Origin of the sequence: Qipengyuania seohaensis, assembly GCF_002795865.1 — a bacterium.
Classification (GTDB): Bacteria; Pseudomonadota; Alphaproteobacteria; order Sphingomonadales; family Sphingomonadaceae; genus Qipengyuania; species Qipengyuania seohaensis.
Genome location: NZ_CP024920.1, coordinates 1,789,454 through 1,805,267, shown reverse-complemented (window position 1 = coordinate 1,805,267; position 15,814 = coordinate 1,789,454). Strand labels below are relative to the sequence as shown.

General features: G+C 60.5%; 12 protein-coding genes. 6 read left to right on the top strand and 6 right to left on the bottom strand.

All coding sequences use genetic code 11. The features are described 5' to 3' along the window. The first annotated feature begins 11 nt into the window (after window positions 1–11). The 5 genes from CVE41_RS08870 (at window position 12) to CVE41_RS08850 (ending at window position 7,124) form a co-directional block, all read left to right on the top strand. Complete coding sequence (locus CVE41_RS08870; protein WP_100260319.1) at window positions 12–1,934, top strand: MFS domain-containing histidine kinase; 1,923 nt, start codon at window positions 12–14, stop codon at window positions 1,932–1,934. A 121-nt stretch (window positions 1,935–2,055) separates the two neighbouring features. After that, the gene (locus CVE41_RS08865; protein ID WP_157799458.1) at window positions 2,056–2,970 is read left to right on the top strand and encodes a hypothetical protein; all 915 of its coding nucleotides are present in this window, start codon (window positions 2,056–2,058) and stop codon (window positions 2,968–2,970) included. Beyond that, complete coding sequence (locus tag CVE41_RS08860; protein WP_100260317.1) at window positions 2,970–5,624, top strand: MAC/perforin domain-containing protein; 2,655 nt, start codon at window positions 2,970–2,972, stop codon at window positions 5,622–5,624. The genes CVE41_RS08865 and CVE41_RS08860 overlap by 1 nt, the downstream gene beginning before the upstream one ends. 19 nt (window positions 5,625–5,643) lie before the next feature. Continuing rightward, on the top strand, window positions 5,644–6,324 hold the full coding sequence (locus CVE41_RS08855; RefSeq protein ID WP_100260316.1) for a LamG-like jellyroll fold domain-containing protein: 681 nt from the start codon (window positions 5,644–5,646) through the stop codon (window positions 6,322–6,324). Continuing rightward, window positions 6,321–7,124, top strand: coding sequence for a hypothetical protein (locus tag CVE41_RS08850; protein WP_100260315.1), 804 nt, complete (start codon window positions 6,321–6,323; stop codon window positions 7,122–7,124). Before CVE41_RS08855 ends, CVE41_RS08850 begins: the two co-directional genes overlap by 4 nt. A gap of 419 nt (window positions 7,125–7,543) precedes the next feature. On the opposite strand, the gene CVE41_RS08845 is transcribed toward CVE41_RS08850, so the two are convergent. Beyond that, complete coding sequence (locus tag CVE41_RS08845; RefSeq protein ID WP_100260314.1) at window positions 7,544–8,086, bottom strand: acyloxyacyl hydrolase; 543 nt, start codon at window positions 8,084–8,086, stop codon at window positions 7,544–7,546. Window positions 8,087–8,224: 138 nt separating this feature from the next. Here CVE41_RS08845 and CVE41_RS08840 point away from each other — a divergent pair, with 138 nt between their 5' ends. After that, entirely contained in the window at window positions 8,225–9,220 is a 996-nt protein-coding gene (locus tag CVE41_RS08840; protein WP_100260313.1) for a transglutaminase-like cysteine peptidase, read from the top strand. Window positions 9,221–9,238: 18 nt separating this feature from the next. Here CVE41_RS08840 and CVE41_RS08835 read toward each other — a convergent pair whose 3' ends face one another. From CVE41_RS08835 to CVE41_RS08815, 5 genes are read right to left on the bottom strand one after another with little or no spacing between them, the layout of a single operon-like run. Further along, window positions 9,239–10,504 carry an HlyD family type I secretion periplasmic adaptor subunit gene (locus CVE41_RS08835; protein ID WP_100260312.1) on the bottom strand — a complete coding sequence of 422 codons (1,266 nt, stop codon included), beginning with the start codon at window positions 10,502–10,504 and terminating at the stop codon, window positions 9,239–9,241. Further along, window positions 10,504–11,517, bottom strand: coding sequence for a cell wall hydrolase (locus CVE41_RS08830; RefSeq protein WP_100260311.1), 1,014 nt, complete (start codon window positions 11,515–11,517; stop codon window positions 10,504–10,506). Before CVE41_RS08830 ends, CVE41_RS08835 begins: the two co-directional genes overlap by 1 nt. After that, window positions 11,514–13,658 (bottom strand): type I secretion system permease/ATPase, encoded by a 2,145-nt coding sequence (locus CVE41_RS08825; protein ID WP_100260310.1) that lies wholly within the window; start codon window positions 13,656–13,658, stop codon window positions 11,514–11,516. The genes CVE41_RS08830 and CVE41_RS08825 overlap by 4 nt, the downstream gene beginning before the upstream one ends. A gap of 23 nt (window positions 13,659–13,681) precedes the next feature. Further along, complete coding sequence (locus tag CVE41_RS08820; RefSeq protein ID WP_232725626.1) at window positions 13,682–15,085, bottom strand: TolC family protein; 1,404 nt, start codon at window positions 15,083–15,085, stop codon at window positions 13,682–13,684. 15 nt (window positions 15,086–15,100) lie between these two features. Beyond that, window positions 15,101–15,811: an OmpA family protein gene (locus tag CVE41_RS08815; protein ID WP_232725625.1), complete on the bottom strand. Its 711-nt coding sequence runs from the start codon at window positions 15,809–15,811 to the stop codon at window positions 15,101–15,103. Window positions 15,812–15,814 lie beyond the last annotated feature (3 nt).

The window sequence follows — 15,814 nt, the reverse complement described above, 5'->3', positions numbered from 1 at the left end:
GGAAGTGCTGAATGCGGGCAACAGCTGCCATACTCCTAGCATTCTTGTCGGTGTTTGTGGCGCAATCGGCGTTTGCGCGTGAAGTTGTCCTCGAGCCAGGGCAATCGCTCGAGAATGTTGAGCAGTTTGCCAGTTTTCTCGTCACACCCGGGGAACGTGAAATCTCCTATGATGACGCGCTCAGGGCTTACCGTGAGGGGGAATATGCTGATCATCTGCAGACTTCTCGATCGAGCAGCATGCATGACTGGCGAACCTGGATCGCCCTGTCATTTACCGGAGGAGCAGAGTTCGAAGAGGGCTCAGTGCGTCGGGTCATCGGGTTGGGTGGGATCTTTGTCGAGTTGCCGCGTGTCTATCTTGCTTGCGATGGAGCCTCGCCGAGAGAGATTCTCGCAGAGCGGTCGGGTGACGACGGGCCCCTGCGCGCACGATACTTCACATATGTGAGAACGCAGACTTTCGACGTTTCGCCAGGTCAGAACTGCCTTGCGCTGATCAATGTGTCGAGTTCGGACAACCCCAATATCGGGATCTTCCGCGAGGGGGAGCTGGGTTCCAATCAGGTTGTCGCCGTGCTGCTTAAGGGCGGATTCACCGCGACTTTGCTCATTATCGGCGTCATCCTCGCTGTGGTTTCATACCTCACAGATCGCCCTTTGGGCATGATCATCGGCATCACATATTCGATTACTATGCTGCAGAACGAAGCATCGCTCTTTACGACGACATTCGTTCAATCGTCGCTCGATGCGCGGTCGATTTGGGAGGCGCTGACGATATTGGCCACCTTCATGATGACCTACACTTTCATCTTTGGGTTCATGAAGGAACTGCGTCTTACAAACCGAAAAAAGCGCCGGTTGTTCGCGCTTGCGCTTTTCGCCCCGCTGGTCGTGATCGCCTATTTTTCGAACTCGACCACCGACATTATCTGGGCATTCTACCTCAGCCTGTTTCTCTTCGCTGTGACCGCATCGCTGAGGTTCGACATTGCGCGGCGGCTGCGATTGACAGCCGGCGCCATTCTGATCCTAAGCGCCGTTCTGGCTCTTTTCGTGGAGCCCTACTACCTTGGGCGTTACCTGCCCGACCTTGCGATCGAGTTCGTGCGTGACGCGATCAGGCTCGCAGCCGGCGCAGGGATGTTGTTTCTCTTGCTGGTCGATGTCCTCCAGTCGAGGAGGGCGAGGGCTCGGTTGATCGAGGAGCGAATCGCGGCGTTTGAAACGCAAAGCGAAACGGACAGGATTTTGCTCCAAACCGAGCGGAAATATGCAAGGGCTCTTGAATCAGCCTCCCGTAGAAAAGCCCAACTCGCCGCCGCAAGTCACGATATTCGCCAACCCTTGACCGGCTTACGTGCTGCGGTGCGGAGCGAAGAAGATCGACTTTCACCGATGCTGCGAACTCGCCTGACCAAGGCGTTCGATTACCTTGAGAGCCTGACGAACGAGTATTCGACCAAAGAACCCGGCGAAGGTCACAGTTCCAATGACATTGATGAGGCATATTCGCTCAACCTCATCACGAGGGCAGTCGGCGAAATGTTCGGAGGAGAGGCCAAAGAAGCAGGGGTCGAGCTGCAAATCAAAAGTGCCGATTGCCGCACAAATGTGCCTGCGCTTGCCCTAATTCGAGCGGCCAGCAATCTGGTTGCCAATGCCCTGCGCCATGCAGATGCTGACAAGATCGTTGTTGAGGTTAGCTGCGACGAGCAATGTCGCATTGTCGTTCAGGATGATGGCAAGGGCATGGACCCTGCGACCTTGGAAGAAGCACTCAAACTCGGCGGCAAATCCTCAGAGTCCGATGGCGAGGGTCTGGGCTTGGCAATCGTGCGCGATCTTGCGCAACGGCACAGCTTCGATTTCACTTTCGAATCCAATCTCGGCAAGGGAACTCGGGCCATCCTGGAGTTGCCGGTGCGTTAAGTCTGTTACACGCACGATTGGGGTCTCCCCCCCATTCACCGAGATATCTGCCAAGCGTATCCCTTTTATCCAATGAGGACAGGCAGTCATTCCGAGCTGCCAAATTGGAAGGATACCTACAGTGGCAAACATTCGCTCAGGTCTTACTCTCGCGCTCTGCGCCAGCCTCGCGCTTGTTGCGCCTCAAGCCGCATCGGCCCAGGTCCCCGCGGCTCTACCTGACATGGATAGCGTGGCCCCGGGCGAAGCTACTGATGCAGATGGGACGTATGTAGTTTCGACCATCAACAAGCGGATCACGATCGAGAATGGTCGAGCCTACGTCATCGATCCGTGGAATACGGCGCTTATCTTCACGGTAAAAGCCGGAATGGTCACCTTGCAAAACTTTCGGCAAACCGGCCCTGATACTTTTGAAGCCGACGACCTTCCGATGATGGGTAAGGTGGTATTCAACCGCCAACCCAACGGCACGCTCCAGGGTGTTGTCCAGGGTACCATGGGTGAGGCGAAATACGCGCTTGTCCCGACTGATTACGCCACTGTCGGAGATGGCATCATTGATGACGGCAACGAGGTTATCGACCCGACACCTTCCATGCACACCTATCGCTTGCATGTTAGCCGTGGGCATTGCTCGGGCGAGAAGCTCACCCGAAAAAAGTACGACGGCACAGTCAAGGTCTCGATCCTGGACAAGGCAAAAGATCGACTGATCTCGAAGCATCGCAATTTCAGGGTGGAGTGCAAGGATGACGGTGATCGGACACAGAACTACAATTTCTACAACAATGGGCCGGGCGCGCTCACTTTCACCTCTGCCCCCGACCTCGCAAACTTCAGCGCATTGCGTGTCGAGGGCAAGGCCAATGGCGGTATCGGTGGCCTCATCTTCAACAAGGAGAGCCAGCTGCTTCCCAATGCGCGAGCCAAGGGCCGCCCGCTGAATGTCGGCGAGAAGGTCAATGACACCGTTACTGTCCTGTCAAACAAGACCAAGCTGCAGTTCCGGGTCACTCTTGAGAGGATCAAGTAATGCTCAAGAAGGGACTGATCGCGATCGCAGCTGCCACCATGATGGCCGGGACCGCGCTCACTCCCGTCGAGCCGGTCCACGCCCAGATCCCTGCGTTCCTGCCCGACAAAGCCGCCGTGCCAGCAGGAGAACCAATGGAGATCGACGGCGACTGGCGGGTCGATACGATCGGCAAGGTGATCCGGATCGATCGCGGCAGGGCCTACGCGGTGGAAGGCTGGACACACGCCTTCGTCCTCCAAGTCCAGCCGGACATGGTCACGATACGCAATATCCAGCAGACAAATGACGATGAGTATGTCGGAGACGATCTTCCGATGATGGGCAGGGTAACGCTCCGCCACGTTTCGCATGATCGTATCGAGGCTTCAGTTCCGGGCTTGCTAGGCCCCGCGCGTTATACGCTGAGCCGGGTTGCCGACAGCCAATTCAGCACTTCGGAAGGTTTGCCCGCGTTCGCTGAACCCCTTGGTTCCGGCGAAGGTCCAAGCTCTCCGACCAGACGCTATTCGTCGCTCGAAGAGGCTTTTGGTCAGCCGCGCCCGGTTGCCGAAACATTTCGCGGTTGCCCGATACCGAAGCAACCACGCCAACAGCAATTGTCGGCCGAAACCCCGCCTTCCACGCCTCGCGACCGCATAACCGGCCGCCAGTTCGCTCCGGTCGCGAGCGAAGATGATTCCCCAGTTTTAGCGGATGGCGACACAGCCTGCTGGACGAGGCTCGATGGTGTCTGGACCGAGAACCGCGAACCAGTATTCGATACTTCCCAGAATGACGGCACCGAATGGGACGTCCGCGGCCTCGACATAGCTGGCCTGCTGCACGGGAATTACACGACACCCGAAACCCTGTTTGTCGCACCGGGAGACGATCCGGGGAACGAAATCTGGATCATGTCGGGAACGAACGATGTACGGTACTGGCGCTATGTATCCAGCGATGGTTCAAGTATCGCCGATATTATTGCGCAGCCTGGCCTGACCAAGACCTTCGAAGCGGACGGCAACTCCCCTTACGGCTCTCAGATCGCGGTCGATATGACGGCCGGTGACGAGCTGCGCCTTCGGATTGGCCGGCGCCAATTCGTGCGCCCGGACACGGCAGCCAATAGCGAGGTCCCGATCGACGATGTCTTCGCAATCGACAAGCAAACGGACAATTTTGCCGCCAGCCTGAGGGGGTACAATGTTCTCACCCAGAACCCGTTTCTTCTGATCAACAATGACCTGGGCGAAATCTTCGCCAGACGCGGACCCGACGAATATCGTTTCCAAGAGAAGTATTCGGTTCCGTTTGGATTTACCCTCAAAAACGAGGTCATCCAGGGCAGCGTTTATCGCCAGACACTCGCCGCCAGCGAAAGCGAGATGCAGAGCACTTTCTCCACCGGGTTTGGCGTCAATGCCAAGATCAGTGCATCCGGCGCGGTCAATTCTGTGCTCGCATTCGTACCGGGTACTGGCACCGTAGCGGACACCGGTTTCAGCGCAGGGTTCCAGAGCACGAACGAGACCATGACTGCCATGCGGCAAAGCAAAAGTGTCGGCCAGGTGGTCGGATACTCTCGTGCGAAGAGCTACGCCATCGTGCTGGACCATGCCAATGCCAAGCTATCTGGCGACTTCATTACGGCCATTACCGACGCCCAGCGCGAAGGCGATTACCGCTACCTTATCCAGCGTTTTGGCACGCACTACCCCTATGCCGTCACCTATGGCTCATCGGCAAAGATGTGGAAGGATATCTCCCAGGAAGCGTTTTCCTCAGCGCTGGGGACGAGCGAGGGCAATCGCGCCGAGGCGGAGATCCAAGTTGTCGGCAGTGGCATCAGCGGCTTTCAGGAAAGCAAGAGCGAGGTACGCGACAGCACGGGCGGCCAGCTCAGTAATGACAATGGCCGGTTCATTGCTGTCGGGGGCAACGGTTCATTCGACTCAGGAGGGTTCTCCCGCGGTGATCGTGTGGCACCCATTCTTCTTGACCTTCGGCCGCTCGACGAGCTGCTCAACCCGATCAACTTTCCCGACCAGCCGGACATCTACACGCGGGTGCGGTCTGAACTCGGACAGGCGATCAATGGCTACCTCGCCGGGCAAGCACGTCCGCTCAGCAACGAACGCCTGATATCGAACGTAGCCTGGTCGCCGCCGCCTCCCGACGATGAGCCCGAGGCAGTCGAGCCGATTGAAGAATGGCATGTCTATGTCCGCCACATGAAATGCAACAAGACGCACATCGGTACGACGGTCGAGGCAGAAGGCACAATCCGCATCCTCGCGACGGGTCCTCGTTCGAATTTCGCGAAAGAGAAGACGCTCAAGGTTCGCTGCGAGTTAAAGAAAAAGCACAGCGAGACATATGACTACCGCGTTGCGGAGAACGAACCGGGGTTGCTGATCCTGCGCGGCACGCGTGCCGAGATCCAGCAATACCGACTGAAGTTCGACTTCAACTGGAGCTACAATGCCAAGCGGATCGACGGCAAGCCGCGGCTGGAGTCACGGGAACTGAACAACACTCCGATGCAGAGGAGTGGACTGCCGGTCGACGAGTCCCACACCACCAACTGGACATTCCGCAATGGCAAACAGCCTGAAGTGACGCTGTCGCTCAGGGTGAAGCACTATTCCGACACGATACCGAGCGATTAAGATTCGAGGGAGATGGTCAATGATCAAAAGTATAACCGTCGCGTGCGCCGCGCTGACCTTGGCGTTCGCGCCAGTACAGCTTGTCGCGCAAGAATATACGCCCGACATCATCGAACTTGGTGAGACTGGCCCCTTCGCTTTCGAGCCCGCGCCGCAGCTTGACCTGTCTGCTGGTGGCGCAGTCGAGTTCTGGATTGCTCCCGCATGGTCGGCTGACCCGGGCTATGACCCGCCGGTACTTCTCAATATCGGCCCGGAGGGCATCTCCTATCTGGTCTCGGTAATGAGGGATCGCGATGGACTGGTGTTTGCAAATGACGACGATGAAGACGTGTTCCTCGTCGATTTGACCGACGGCAATCTGCACCATGTTGCGATCAATGTGATGGACGACGGACTTGAAGTTTACGTCGATGGAACGGTGGTTGGGACCAGCGATCTGAGGCCTTCATCGCTGCCATCCTCCGGGCTCTATGTTGGCGGGTTGGGGATCGAAAATTCGGGTCGTTTCGAGGGGGCGATCGGCCAGCTGCGTTTCTGGAATGAACCGCTCTACGAAGAAGATATCGTTGCTTACCGCATGCGCGACGTACTCGATGCGCAAGGCGAGGATCATCCTGACGCCGCAAACCTTGCAGCAATGAGCGATCTGACCACAGGACAGATGCTGCTCGTGGACTCGATTGGAGAAGTCGAATGAAAGCTGCCAAACTGATAGCGAGTGCAGCCATTCTTGCTCTTTGCTCCACCGGCATCGCACCAACGGCGCTTTTCACCAGCGAGGTACAGGCCAGCGGACGCAAAGCCCCTGCGAAAGGGCAAAGCGGTAAGAACCGCAAACCACGAGAAAAGAGCAAGCAGGCCGCTTCGGGAAAGGTCGCTCCTTCGAAAAAGCGAGAAAAATCTTCCAAAAAGCAGGCGCGCAAGGCGAGCGGCAAATCGGCAAAGCAGGGCGTGCCTGCGACAGCCGCAGCTCCAGTCGTTGGCCCCGCTCCGCTCAAAGGCATCCTCAAGAACGGCAAGGCTTCACGGGCTAGCATTACTGCAGTGAACGGGGTTCCACTTGCCACGCCGCCGACGTCGACTGCCTCCGGCCCTGCGCGTCGAGCCAGCCTGGACGTCAACACGACCTCGCGCTCGCCACGCTCGAGAAACGTGAAGAACCGTTCTTCGGGCAAGCGAGCCGCCAATGGCCGGAAGAAATCGACCAGAGCGGGTCGCGGTCGCAATGCGAAGACGGCCGTGGCGACAACGAGCAATGCCAATGGAGCGAAGGTGACCTTCAATGGCTATACGCAGGTCGTCGCTTTCGACGGCTCAAAGCCCGCTACACGAGTTGAAGGCGCGCCGCGCCTTGTGCCATTGAATGACACCAGGGGGCGTCCTTCGACAGTGTCCGAGGTGCTGCCTCGCCTGCCCATGGGCGCACGTAGCAAAGGGAAAGTGCGACGGTTCATAGGCAAGGTCGTGAACGCAGTGAGATACGGCGTCCTGATCTAGGTCGTCAGCTGGCAGGAGGCTGCTTCAGCTCGACATTGTGCCCTCGTCTCTTCGACTCCGCTATCGTCGTTTGCCGGCGCCCTCTATCGTTGCTCGCCAGAAAGCAACGGCACTTTCTGCGCCTTGATCGACTAAGACAAGAAGGTAACCCTCCGGCCCGGTTGCGGATGTTACCTTCGCTTGTTCTTCGCATTATGCAAATACAGCCAAGGCGCTGCGGCGATTGAGAGCATAATCGCAGAATGAAGGGGTGAATCAAAACTCAGGACTCCGCTAACGGCGTGCCATCCCAACATCAGAATTGCGGAGCCCCAAATTAAGATCGCACCTAAGGCAAGACACAGGAAGGTAACTCTCATTTCTGAGGCGTTATCATCAGCAGCCATTTCTGTCAGCTTTCCACCCCATTCCAGACATTCTCACTTCCGGTAATTCACCCGCAATCCAATCATGTCGATGCCGGGGTTCTGTTCGGAATTGAACAGGCGCGCATTGCTGATGTGGACCCAGCTGGCCTCGATCGACCAGCGCGGGTTGAGGTCCACACCGATCGCAAGCTCCGGTTCGAACAGGACGCGGCTGCCGAGATCGGTCCTCATCTTGGTTGCAGGATCGACCCGGACATCGGGTGCGTCATGGATCACCAGCCCCACGCCGGGGCGCAGGTAAAGCTTGCCGATCTCCGCCTTCCAGCTGACGCCCACGCCTGCAAAATTTGTATCGCCGTCGGAATTGACCGAGCCGAATACGTAGGGCTGCGGTCCGCCCAGGGCCTCCAGCCCGGCGATCGGATCGAAGCGGTAACCGACCTGCAGGTCCGCGCCGCCCTCACCCGTGTCGAAGGTGAACGGCGTATCGACGCCATGCGCATAGACGCCGCCATACGCCTCGTCGGCATGGGCGGTCGCAGGCAGGCCGAAAGCCAGGGTCGCGGCCAGCAGGGCCGTTGGTCGAAGGCGCATCGCAAATCCTCAATGGTCAGGAATTGCACGACGCTAGTAGTTGAACCCTTTCCGCTGGCTGAAGCGCCCGAAACGTTTGCGCGGCGTTAACCAGACTGCGAAACCTCGTCTTGACGGCAACGCTTTAGCTGGGAGGGCATGGTCAATGCGCCCGCCCTGCCCCGCCGTTCACGATCCGGCATAACTCTCGCTCTTGCTGGCGCAGGGCTGGCGGCAGTGATTGCGGCGCCCGCACAGGCCGCCAGCTCCCAAGTCCTTTTCGCTGCCGCTCCGGGCATCGCCGGCACAACCGATTGCAACGCGGTAGAGCCGGGTGCAGCCGCCCAATCCGGCGCAGCGCTGTCCCGCCAGAGCAAGACGACTGCCATTCTCGGGCAGGCCAGCGCGCTCGATGCCATTCGCGCACAGCAGGAAGGCCAGGACGACCATCCGCTATTTGCCGGATCGCCGGCGAAGCCGCTCGAACCTGCGGCTGCCCCCGTTCCTGCAAGGCAGGCGGGCTGCAGCGTATCGAGCCCCTTTGCCGCGCGCGCCGTTTTCGACCCCGTAAAGCCCCTATCCTTCGTGCCGCGTCTCAAGGCACAGCCGCCCATGGCAGCGGTTCCAGCAGTTCAAGGCGGCGCTGATCGCATACTTGGCAGCAAGCTGGTGGCGGTCGGTTCAACGAGCTTCGACAGTGCCTTCGCCCGCGTCAGCCGCACGCGCACGAACCTGGGGCCGACCCTAGCTGCCATCGGTGCGCCTCGTGTCGACCAGAACGCGCTGGTCGCCTCGGTCAATCGGTGGGTCAATCGCAGCATTACCCATGCCGAAGACCGCGACCTGTACGGCCGCGCCGATTATTGGGCCGATGCCGGCACCACGCTGCGTCTTGGCAAGGGCGATTGCGAGGACTTCGCCCTCCTCAAGATGGAATTGCTGGCTGCTGCCGGAATTTCGCGGGACGACATGATCCTCACACTGGCGCGCGACCTCATTCGTCGCCGCGACCACGCAGTGCTGCTCGTCAAGACCGACGAAGGTTACTTGATGCTCGACAATGTCGGAGACGCGCCGCTCGATGCCCGCGCAGACCACGGCTATCGCCCGGTCATGAGCCTCGGTGCCAAGCAGAGCTGGCTACACGGATACTGAGATCATGGCGGAGCGCGCTCAGCGCTCGGTCATCGCCCTGTCGAAAGCGCGGTTCACCGGCTTGAAGAGATAGGACAATACGCTGCGGCGTGCCGTCAGGATTTCGACGTCGCAGATCATGCCCGGTACGATCGGCAGGCGAACGCCGCCCTTCTCGATAAAGGCACGATCGGTCTCGATCACGACCGCATAATAAGCTTCGCGCTCGACTTCGTCGAAAATGCTGTCTGCGCTCACTTGCGCAACGCGACCCTTGATCCCGCCATAGATCGAGAAATCATACGCCGTGACCTTCACATTCGCATTGTCGCCCACCTTCACGAACGCACGGTCGCTGGGCGAGATTCGCGCTTCGATAAGCAGCCTGTCACCGACCGGTACGATTTGCATGATCTGCTCACCCGCGCCGACGAACCCGCCTTGGGTGCTGATCTGCAGGTCGTTGACAATTCCGTCCGACGGGGCGCGCAATTCATTGCGATCACGGCGCGCGGAAGCTCCGCGAATGCTCTCTTCATTGACGGCCATGCGCGTGGTGATCTCGCTGCGTTCGGCCAGGGCCTGTTGGCGAAAGTCCGCGCGCGCCTGGTTGAGATCGGCCTGCGCCTGGCTGATGGCCGCCGCAGAGCGTCCTGCCGCCTGCCGAGCCGCTGCCAGCCTGCCCTGCAAATCGATCACTTCGCGCTGCGCGGTCAACAAATCCGTCTGCGGAACGATGTTCTGAGCCGCCAGCGGGCGCAGCATCTCGACCTGCTCGCGCGCAAGGCGAAGACTGCTTTCGAGGCTCTGCGCAGTCGCCTGGGCTTCCGACAAATCGCGGCGACGTTGTTCGACTGCCGAGGCGAGCGAACTCTCGCGTGCACGAGCCGTGGCCCGCCGTGCCTGTGCGAGTTGTGCCTCTTCCGCACATGCCATGCCCGGCTCGCATCCGATCTGCCCGCCTGAAGCCTCCGAACTGAGCCGCCTTGCGCGAGCAGCCAAGCGTTCGTTCTCGGTCTGCAGTTCACCAAGGGCAGCAGAAGATTGCGTGTCGTCGAGGCGGACCAGGAGGTCCCCCTTCTTAACGCTCTGACCATTCCGGACCAGAATTTCAGCGACTACGGCAGGCTCTGCCGGCTGGACCAGCTGCGCCTTGCTCGATGGAATGACCTTGCCCGTACCGCGCGTGATCTGATCGACCTGCGCAAATGCCGCCCAGGCGAACAGGAGAGCTATTCCCACGGTGGCGATGACGATCAAACGTTGCGCGGCCGGCATGGTGCGCCAGCTTGTTCCGATCCTCATCACGGTGTCTCGATATTCTCTGCGGAAGTTTGGATTGGCTCACCCTGCTCGGTGAGCGTGGAGCGATATCCCGAACTTGCGGTGACAGGATCGGGAATGGAAAGGCGCCAAGTCTTCGTGGTGTCGATCCGGCCTCCGACATCGGCGGCGGCATGGCGGTCCTTCACGTCGGGTGCGACAGTCAGCCCCGGGGTAAAGGTCTCTTCGATCACGGTCTGCTGTTCAGCCTGGGCTGCAAGCCGGAAGCGGTCGAAATCGACATGCGGGAGGTACTCGCTGCCGCCCCAGCCGCGATAAAAGCTGGCAGCCCGGCCGGGCGAGCCCGGGAAGCGGTAGAAGATGTGGCGTCCGATCTGTGTGATCTTGCCCAGCGTATAGGCCCATTTCGGCACTACATAATCGGCATGGTAGTGGGTCGCTGTGCCGACATCGGCCACGACGTGTCCCGCGATTGCATCGCGGGCAACCGCCTTGGCCTGCTTCCAAAGGTTTGCCTGGGGCGTGCGCGTCAGGGCGCCATCGCAGGTGAAGCTGAATTGGCAGACGGGCCGGTTGTAGCCCTGGTAGACGACGCCGCAGACCGTGTTGGGGTACGCGGGATGCCGCACCCGGTTCAAGACGACCTGAGCAACTGCGCGCTGGCCCTTTTCCGGCTCGAGCGCAGCCTCGTAGTAGACGGCCTGCGCAAGGCACTGGCTGGCCGTTTTGTAGGATCCCGAACTCAGCGGAATGCCGGCGAATCGACCCGCAGTTTCCAGCCGTCCTTTCATCATCGGGATGGCGAGGTTGCGACTTTGGGCATCGACGATCTGCGCGGCGCCCAACTCGTCGATCTCGACCGCTCCGGTGGTCATGTCAGCAATGTCGCGCTGGAGCGAGGGAGCCAGCTTCGCCATTGCCTGGGCCGAATTGGCTGGCGCAAGCAGGGACGAAGTGCCGACGAGAAGGCTGGCCAGGGCGAGGAAGGCGAGAGCACCGAAACGGCGCGCCCGGGTTACGGTTGCCGCAGTCATGACGGTGCGCCCTTCGCTGCGCCAGCCTTTGCCAGGACTTCGGCGACCGGACCATCTGCGGCCACACGCCCGCGATCGAGCACGATCAAGCGGTCGCATATGGAGAACAGCGCCGGGCGGTGGGTGGCGATGATAAGCGTCTGCTTGGCGTCGAGCGAATTGCCGAGACGATCGACGAACATCTTCTCCGTATCGCTATCCATCGCGCCGGTCGGCTCGTCGAGGAACAGGAGTTCGCGCGGCTCGACCATGGCGCGGGTCAGGGCAAGGAAACTGCGCTGGCCGCCCGACAGCTGCCTGCCGTCTTCGCCGACGGCGCGATCGAAACCACCGCTATCGCGGGACAGGAAGAAATCCGCTCCGGTGGCGCGCATTGCAGCCTGCAGGTCTTCCTCGGAAATTCCCATGCGCCCGAGCGTGAGGTTATCGCGGACCGAACCCGAGAAGAGTGCAGCATCCTGGCCGACGAAGCCGAGCGCGTCGCGCAACTGTTGCGGACGGTACTGGTGCACGTCGATACCGTTCACCAGCATGGCGCCACCGGTCGGTCGGTAAAGGCCGCATAGCAGGCGGCCGAGGGTGGATTTGCCCGATGCAACCCGACCGACCAGCGCCACCCGCTCGCCGGGTTCGATGGTCAGGTTGAGCCCTGAAAGCGCGGGCTGCGCGCTCTCGCCATACGCGAATTCGGCATTGACGAACTCGATGCGCGGATTGCGAATGGCTGCTGGGGCGACGCTGGCACCGAGACGGCGCTCGTCCTCGCCCTCGAAGAGGCGCTCGATACTGCCAAGCGTTTCCTGCGCCTGCCGTCCCCGCGTCAGCAGGAAGGCGATTTGCCCGGCGGGCGCGAGTGAACGTGATGCCAGCATCACGATGGCAATAATGGCGCCCATGGTGATCTGCCCGGAGGCGAACAGGTAATACCCGCCGATAATCAGGGAAACGGTCGAAACCTGCTGAAACACCTGGGCGAGCCCCACCGCCAGCGAATTGATCGACCGCAGGCGTAGTTGCGAGTGGCCGCCAATTTCGGCCAACTGGTGCCAGCGCGAGAGCATGCCGCCCTCTCCGCCCATGGCCTTGAGCGTTTCCGCACCGGTCAGGGACTCCACCAGCAACGTCTGCTGCAGTCCGTAATCGGCTTGTGCGTCCTGAGAGGCTTCAACCACCTTCTTCTGAAGGATGTAGCCCGCGATCATCATGGCGAAGATGATCGTCAGCGGCACCAGTGCGAGCCAGCCTGCGATGACTGCGATGACGCCCACGAACACCAGTAGAAACGCGACATCGACGACGAGCACGACCGAAGTCGACGCGAAGAAGTCGCGCACCACCGCATATTCCGCCACACGCGCTGCAAGCGAGCCAGTGTGACCTTTCCGCTCCGACAACGGAACGGCGAGCAGGCGGGAGAATATCTTCTGGCTGAGCTTCAGATCCAGTCGCTGGGCAATTTCATCGACGATCGAGGTGCGCGCGCGGCGCAGGGCGAATTCTAGGACGAAGGCCAAGACCACGCCCGTCCCTAGCACCCACAGCGTTTCCTGCGCCTGGTTCGGGATCACGCGGTCGTAGACGTTCATCGTGAAGATCGGTAGCGCGATCGCAAGAAGATTGATCAGAAGTGAGGCAAGCAGGACCGGCATGAACGACCGGCGTTCGCGGCGCAGTTCGCCCCAGAACCAATGCTGGCGGGCCTTAGCGTACCACGGCGCTTCGTCGGTGCGCATCTTGTCCGGATCGCCGTGGATCGGGATCAGCGCACCTGAGAACGCCTCCGCAATGCTGTCACGCGCTTCCCAGATTTCACTACCGGATTCAGGGCGCCAGACGAGCAATTCGTCGTCCTGCATGTCGAGCAGGAGGACGTATTGCCGCTCGCCAAGCGCGACGATGGCAGGCAGGTCCTTGGAGGTGGAAGGCAGCTTGCGCCGCTTCTCGATTTCGTAGTTCAGCCCTGCAAGTTCGAGCGCGGCAGGAGCCTGGTGGAGGGGAAGCAGACCGTCACGGTTGCGCGGTAGCTGTGCCAACAGGTCGCGTGCGAAGGGAAGCCCGTAACGACGGGACCCTTCTGCAACGCACTCGACGAGCGGATCAAGGATCCGCCCGTCGATCTGTTCTGAAACCGTTTGTTCCATGGCCTCCACGAGCCTTTAGCGTGTCAATCTCCGTCGACGCGCCTTTGCAGCTCGGCCTCTACCGGCGGACCATAATCGAACCGCTGGCGTTCCTGCTCCATCGCACCGGCACCCGGTGCAATGCTCAACGCGTCTAGGAACTGGTTTGTAGCAGCTAACGTCTGGTACTGCGCAAACAATTGCGAGAAGCGTGCCGTTTCGAGACGTACCTGGGTGTTAAACCTAGTATTCTGCGCATCGAGCACATCGAGCAGCGAACGGCGGCCGATGTTGAACTGGCTGCGATACGACAGCAGCAGGTCATCGCTTACCTGACTCTGACGGGCGAGCTGTTCGGTCACGCGCCGCTGCGTGTAGAGCTGCTGCCATGCAAGGCGGACGTCTTCTTCGGCTTCACGCTGGCGGTCATGCAGGGCGTAGCGGGCAAGGCTTGCCTGACGGACGTTTTCCTGCAGCTTGGCACGATTGATCCCGCCATCGAAGACATCCCAGCGCAGCACGACGCGGGCCTGGATGTCGTTCGTTTCGCCGCGGAATCCGTCGATGTCTTCACCGACCCGGCCACGGGCTTCGAGACCGATGGTCGGCCACAAGTCACCCTCTGCCGAATCGACGAGGGCGTTAGCGGCATCCACGTCGGCCTGGGCTTCACGCACAAGCGGATTGTTGATCCGCGCTAGTCCGATCGCACTGGGCAGGTCCGGCGGCATCGCACTGGCGAGGTTCGGCGGCAACGTCGCCGACGAGACATCGAGACCGGTGAGGCGACGCAGCGAGATGTACGCGTTCTCGAGCTCCAGGCTCGCTTCTTCGCTACGGACCAGGGCCGACTGAAGACGCTCTTCAGCCTGCTGCTGGTCGGCAATCGAGATCGAACCTTCGTCTACCCCACGCGACAGGTCGGTCACCAGCGACTGGTGGAACGACGCATTGTCACGCGCCGCAGCAACGACGCGTTGCTGGAGCAAGACGTCGAGATATTGCCGGGCGATCTGCAGGGCGATGAACTCGGAGCGTTCGAGCACGCGCAGCGAAGCACCGTCCACGCGTGCGGCCTGGCGCAGAAGCTCTCCGCGACGGCGTCCGAAGTCGAACACAGTCCATTCGCCGGTGATCCCGGCTTCGAGCGGATAAAGCTCTTCATCGGCAATGCCCAAGGTGCGGCGGGTGTTATTCTCCAGACGGCGGATCCCCGCGCTCGCTTCAATGTTCACACGCGGCAGGAACAGGCCCTGCGCTTGGCGGCGCTCGAACTCGATCGCTTCCTTGTTGTATTGCGCCTGCAGGATCTGCGGGTTCGACTGCATCGCAATCGTGATCGCCTCCTGCATGGTGACGGCTTCGGTCGCAGCATCCTGCGCCATGGCTGCCGGAGCTGCGCCTGCAAGCAGGAGCGCTGCGGTCATTGCTAGGGTTGTCGTACGCATTATTCGTCCCCCCTCTTATTCGCTGACCTGGATTTCGACGCGGCGGTTCTGCAACTCGCGCACGCCATCGGCAGTTGGCACACGCGGCGATTCTTCGCCTTGTGCCTGGGTAGTGATGCTGGAAGCCGGGATACCGCGGCTTGCCATCAGGTTCGCCACCGCTTCGGCGCGGCGCTGCGAAAGACCTTCGTTGTAGGCATTGCTACCGGCGCGATCGGTATGGCCGATCACGGTGAAGCTGTTCCAGTCGCAGGCGGGTGCATTCTCGACGACGTACTGGACGGTCTCGACGGCATCCTGCTGCGGTGTGGCTGAATCGAACTCGAAGAAGATCAGGCCCGGTGCTTCGCGGTTGCAGACATCCGGCGCCGGCTGCGGTGTCGGCAGCGGTGCCGGCTCGACACGCGGACGCGGAGCGCGCTGCATCATGTCGTAAGCGAGAGCGCAGCGCGAAAGGCTGACCTCATCCCGAGTGCTCGATTTGAGATAACCGAGCGCAATGCCGCACTGGGCCTTGGTTTCGCTGGCCCACAAATAGCGCGGGTCATTGGCCGCGATGACCGAAGAGTCATTGGTCATCGCAAGGCCCGCATCGTAGCGCCGCTGCACTTCGGAGCGGAGCTCGTCCATGCCCAACGCCATCAGGTCATCCTGCGCGAAAGCCGCGGAGGGCGTTAGCCCGGCCGCAGCTCCTGCCAGCGTGAATACCGCTGTTATTTTCTTCATTGC

Coding starts and splice junctions, on each gene's coding strand:
- CVE41_RS08870 (WP_100260319.1), top strand. CDS start 12: ATGCGGGCAACAGCTGCCATACTCCTAGCATTCTTGTCGGTGTTTGTG.
- CVE41_RS08860 (WP_100260317.1), top strand. CDS start 2,970: ATGCTCAAGAAGGGACTGATCGCGATCGCAGCTGCCACCATGATGGCC.
- CVE41_RS08855 (WP_100260316.1), top strand. CDS start 5,644: ATGATCAAAAGTATAACCGTCGCGTGCGCCGCGCTGACCTTGGCGTTC.
- CVE41_RS08850 (WP_100260315.1), top strand. CDS start 6,321: ATGAAAGCTGCCAAACTGATAGCGAGTGCAGCCATTCTTGCTCTTTGC.
- CVE41_RS08845 (WP_100260314.1), bottom strand. CDS start 8,086: ATGCGCCTTCGACCAACGGCCCTGCTGGCCGCGACCCTGGCTTTCGGC.
- CVE41_RS08840 (WP_100260313.1), top strand. CDS start 8,225: ATGGTCAATGCGCCCGCCCTGCCCCGCCGTTCACGATCCGGCATAACT.
- CVE41_RS08835 (WP_100260312.1), bottom strand. CDS start 10,504: ATGAGGATCGGAACAAGCTGGCGCACCATGCCGGCCGCGCAACGTTTG.
- CVE41_RS08830 (WP_100260311.1), bottom strand. CDS start 11,517: ATGACTGCGGCAACCGTAACCCGGGCGCGCCGTTTCGGTGCTCTCGCC.
- CVE41_RS08825 (WP_100260310.1), bottom strand. CDS start 13,658: ATGGAACAAACGGTTTCAGAACAGATCGACGGGCGGATCCTTGATCCG.
- CVE41_RS08820 (WP_232725626.1), bottom strand. CDS start 15,085: ATGCGTACGACAACCCTAGCAATGACCGCAGCGCTCCTGCTTGCAGGC.
- CVE41_RS08815 (WP_232725625.1), bottom strand. CDS start 15,811: ATGAAGAAAATAACAGCGGTATTCACGCTGGCAGGAGCTGCGGCCGGG.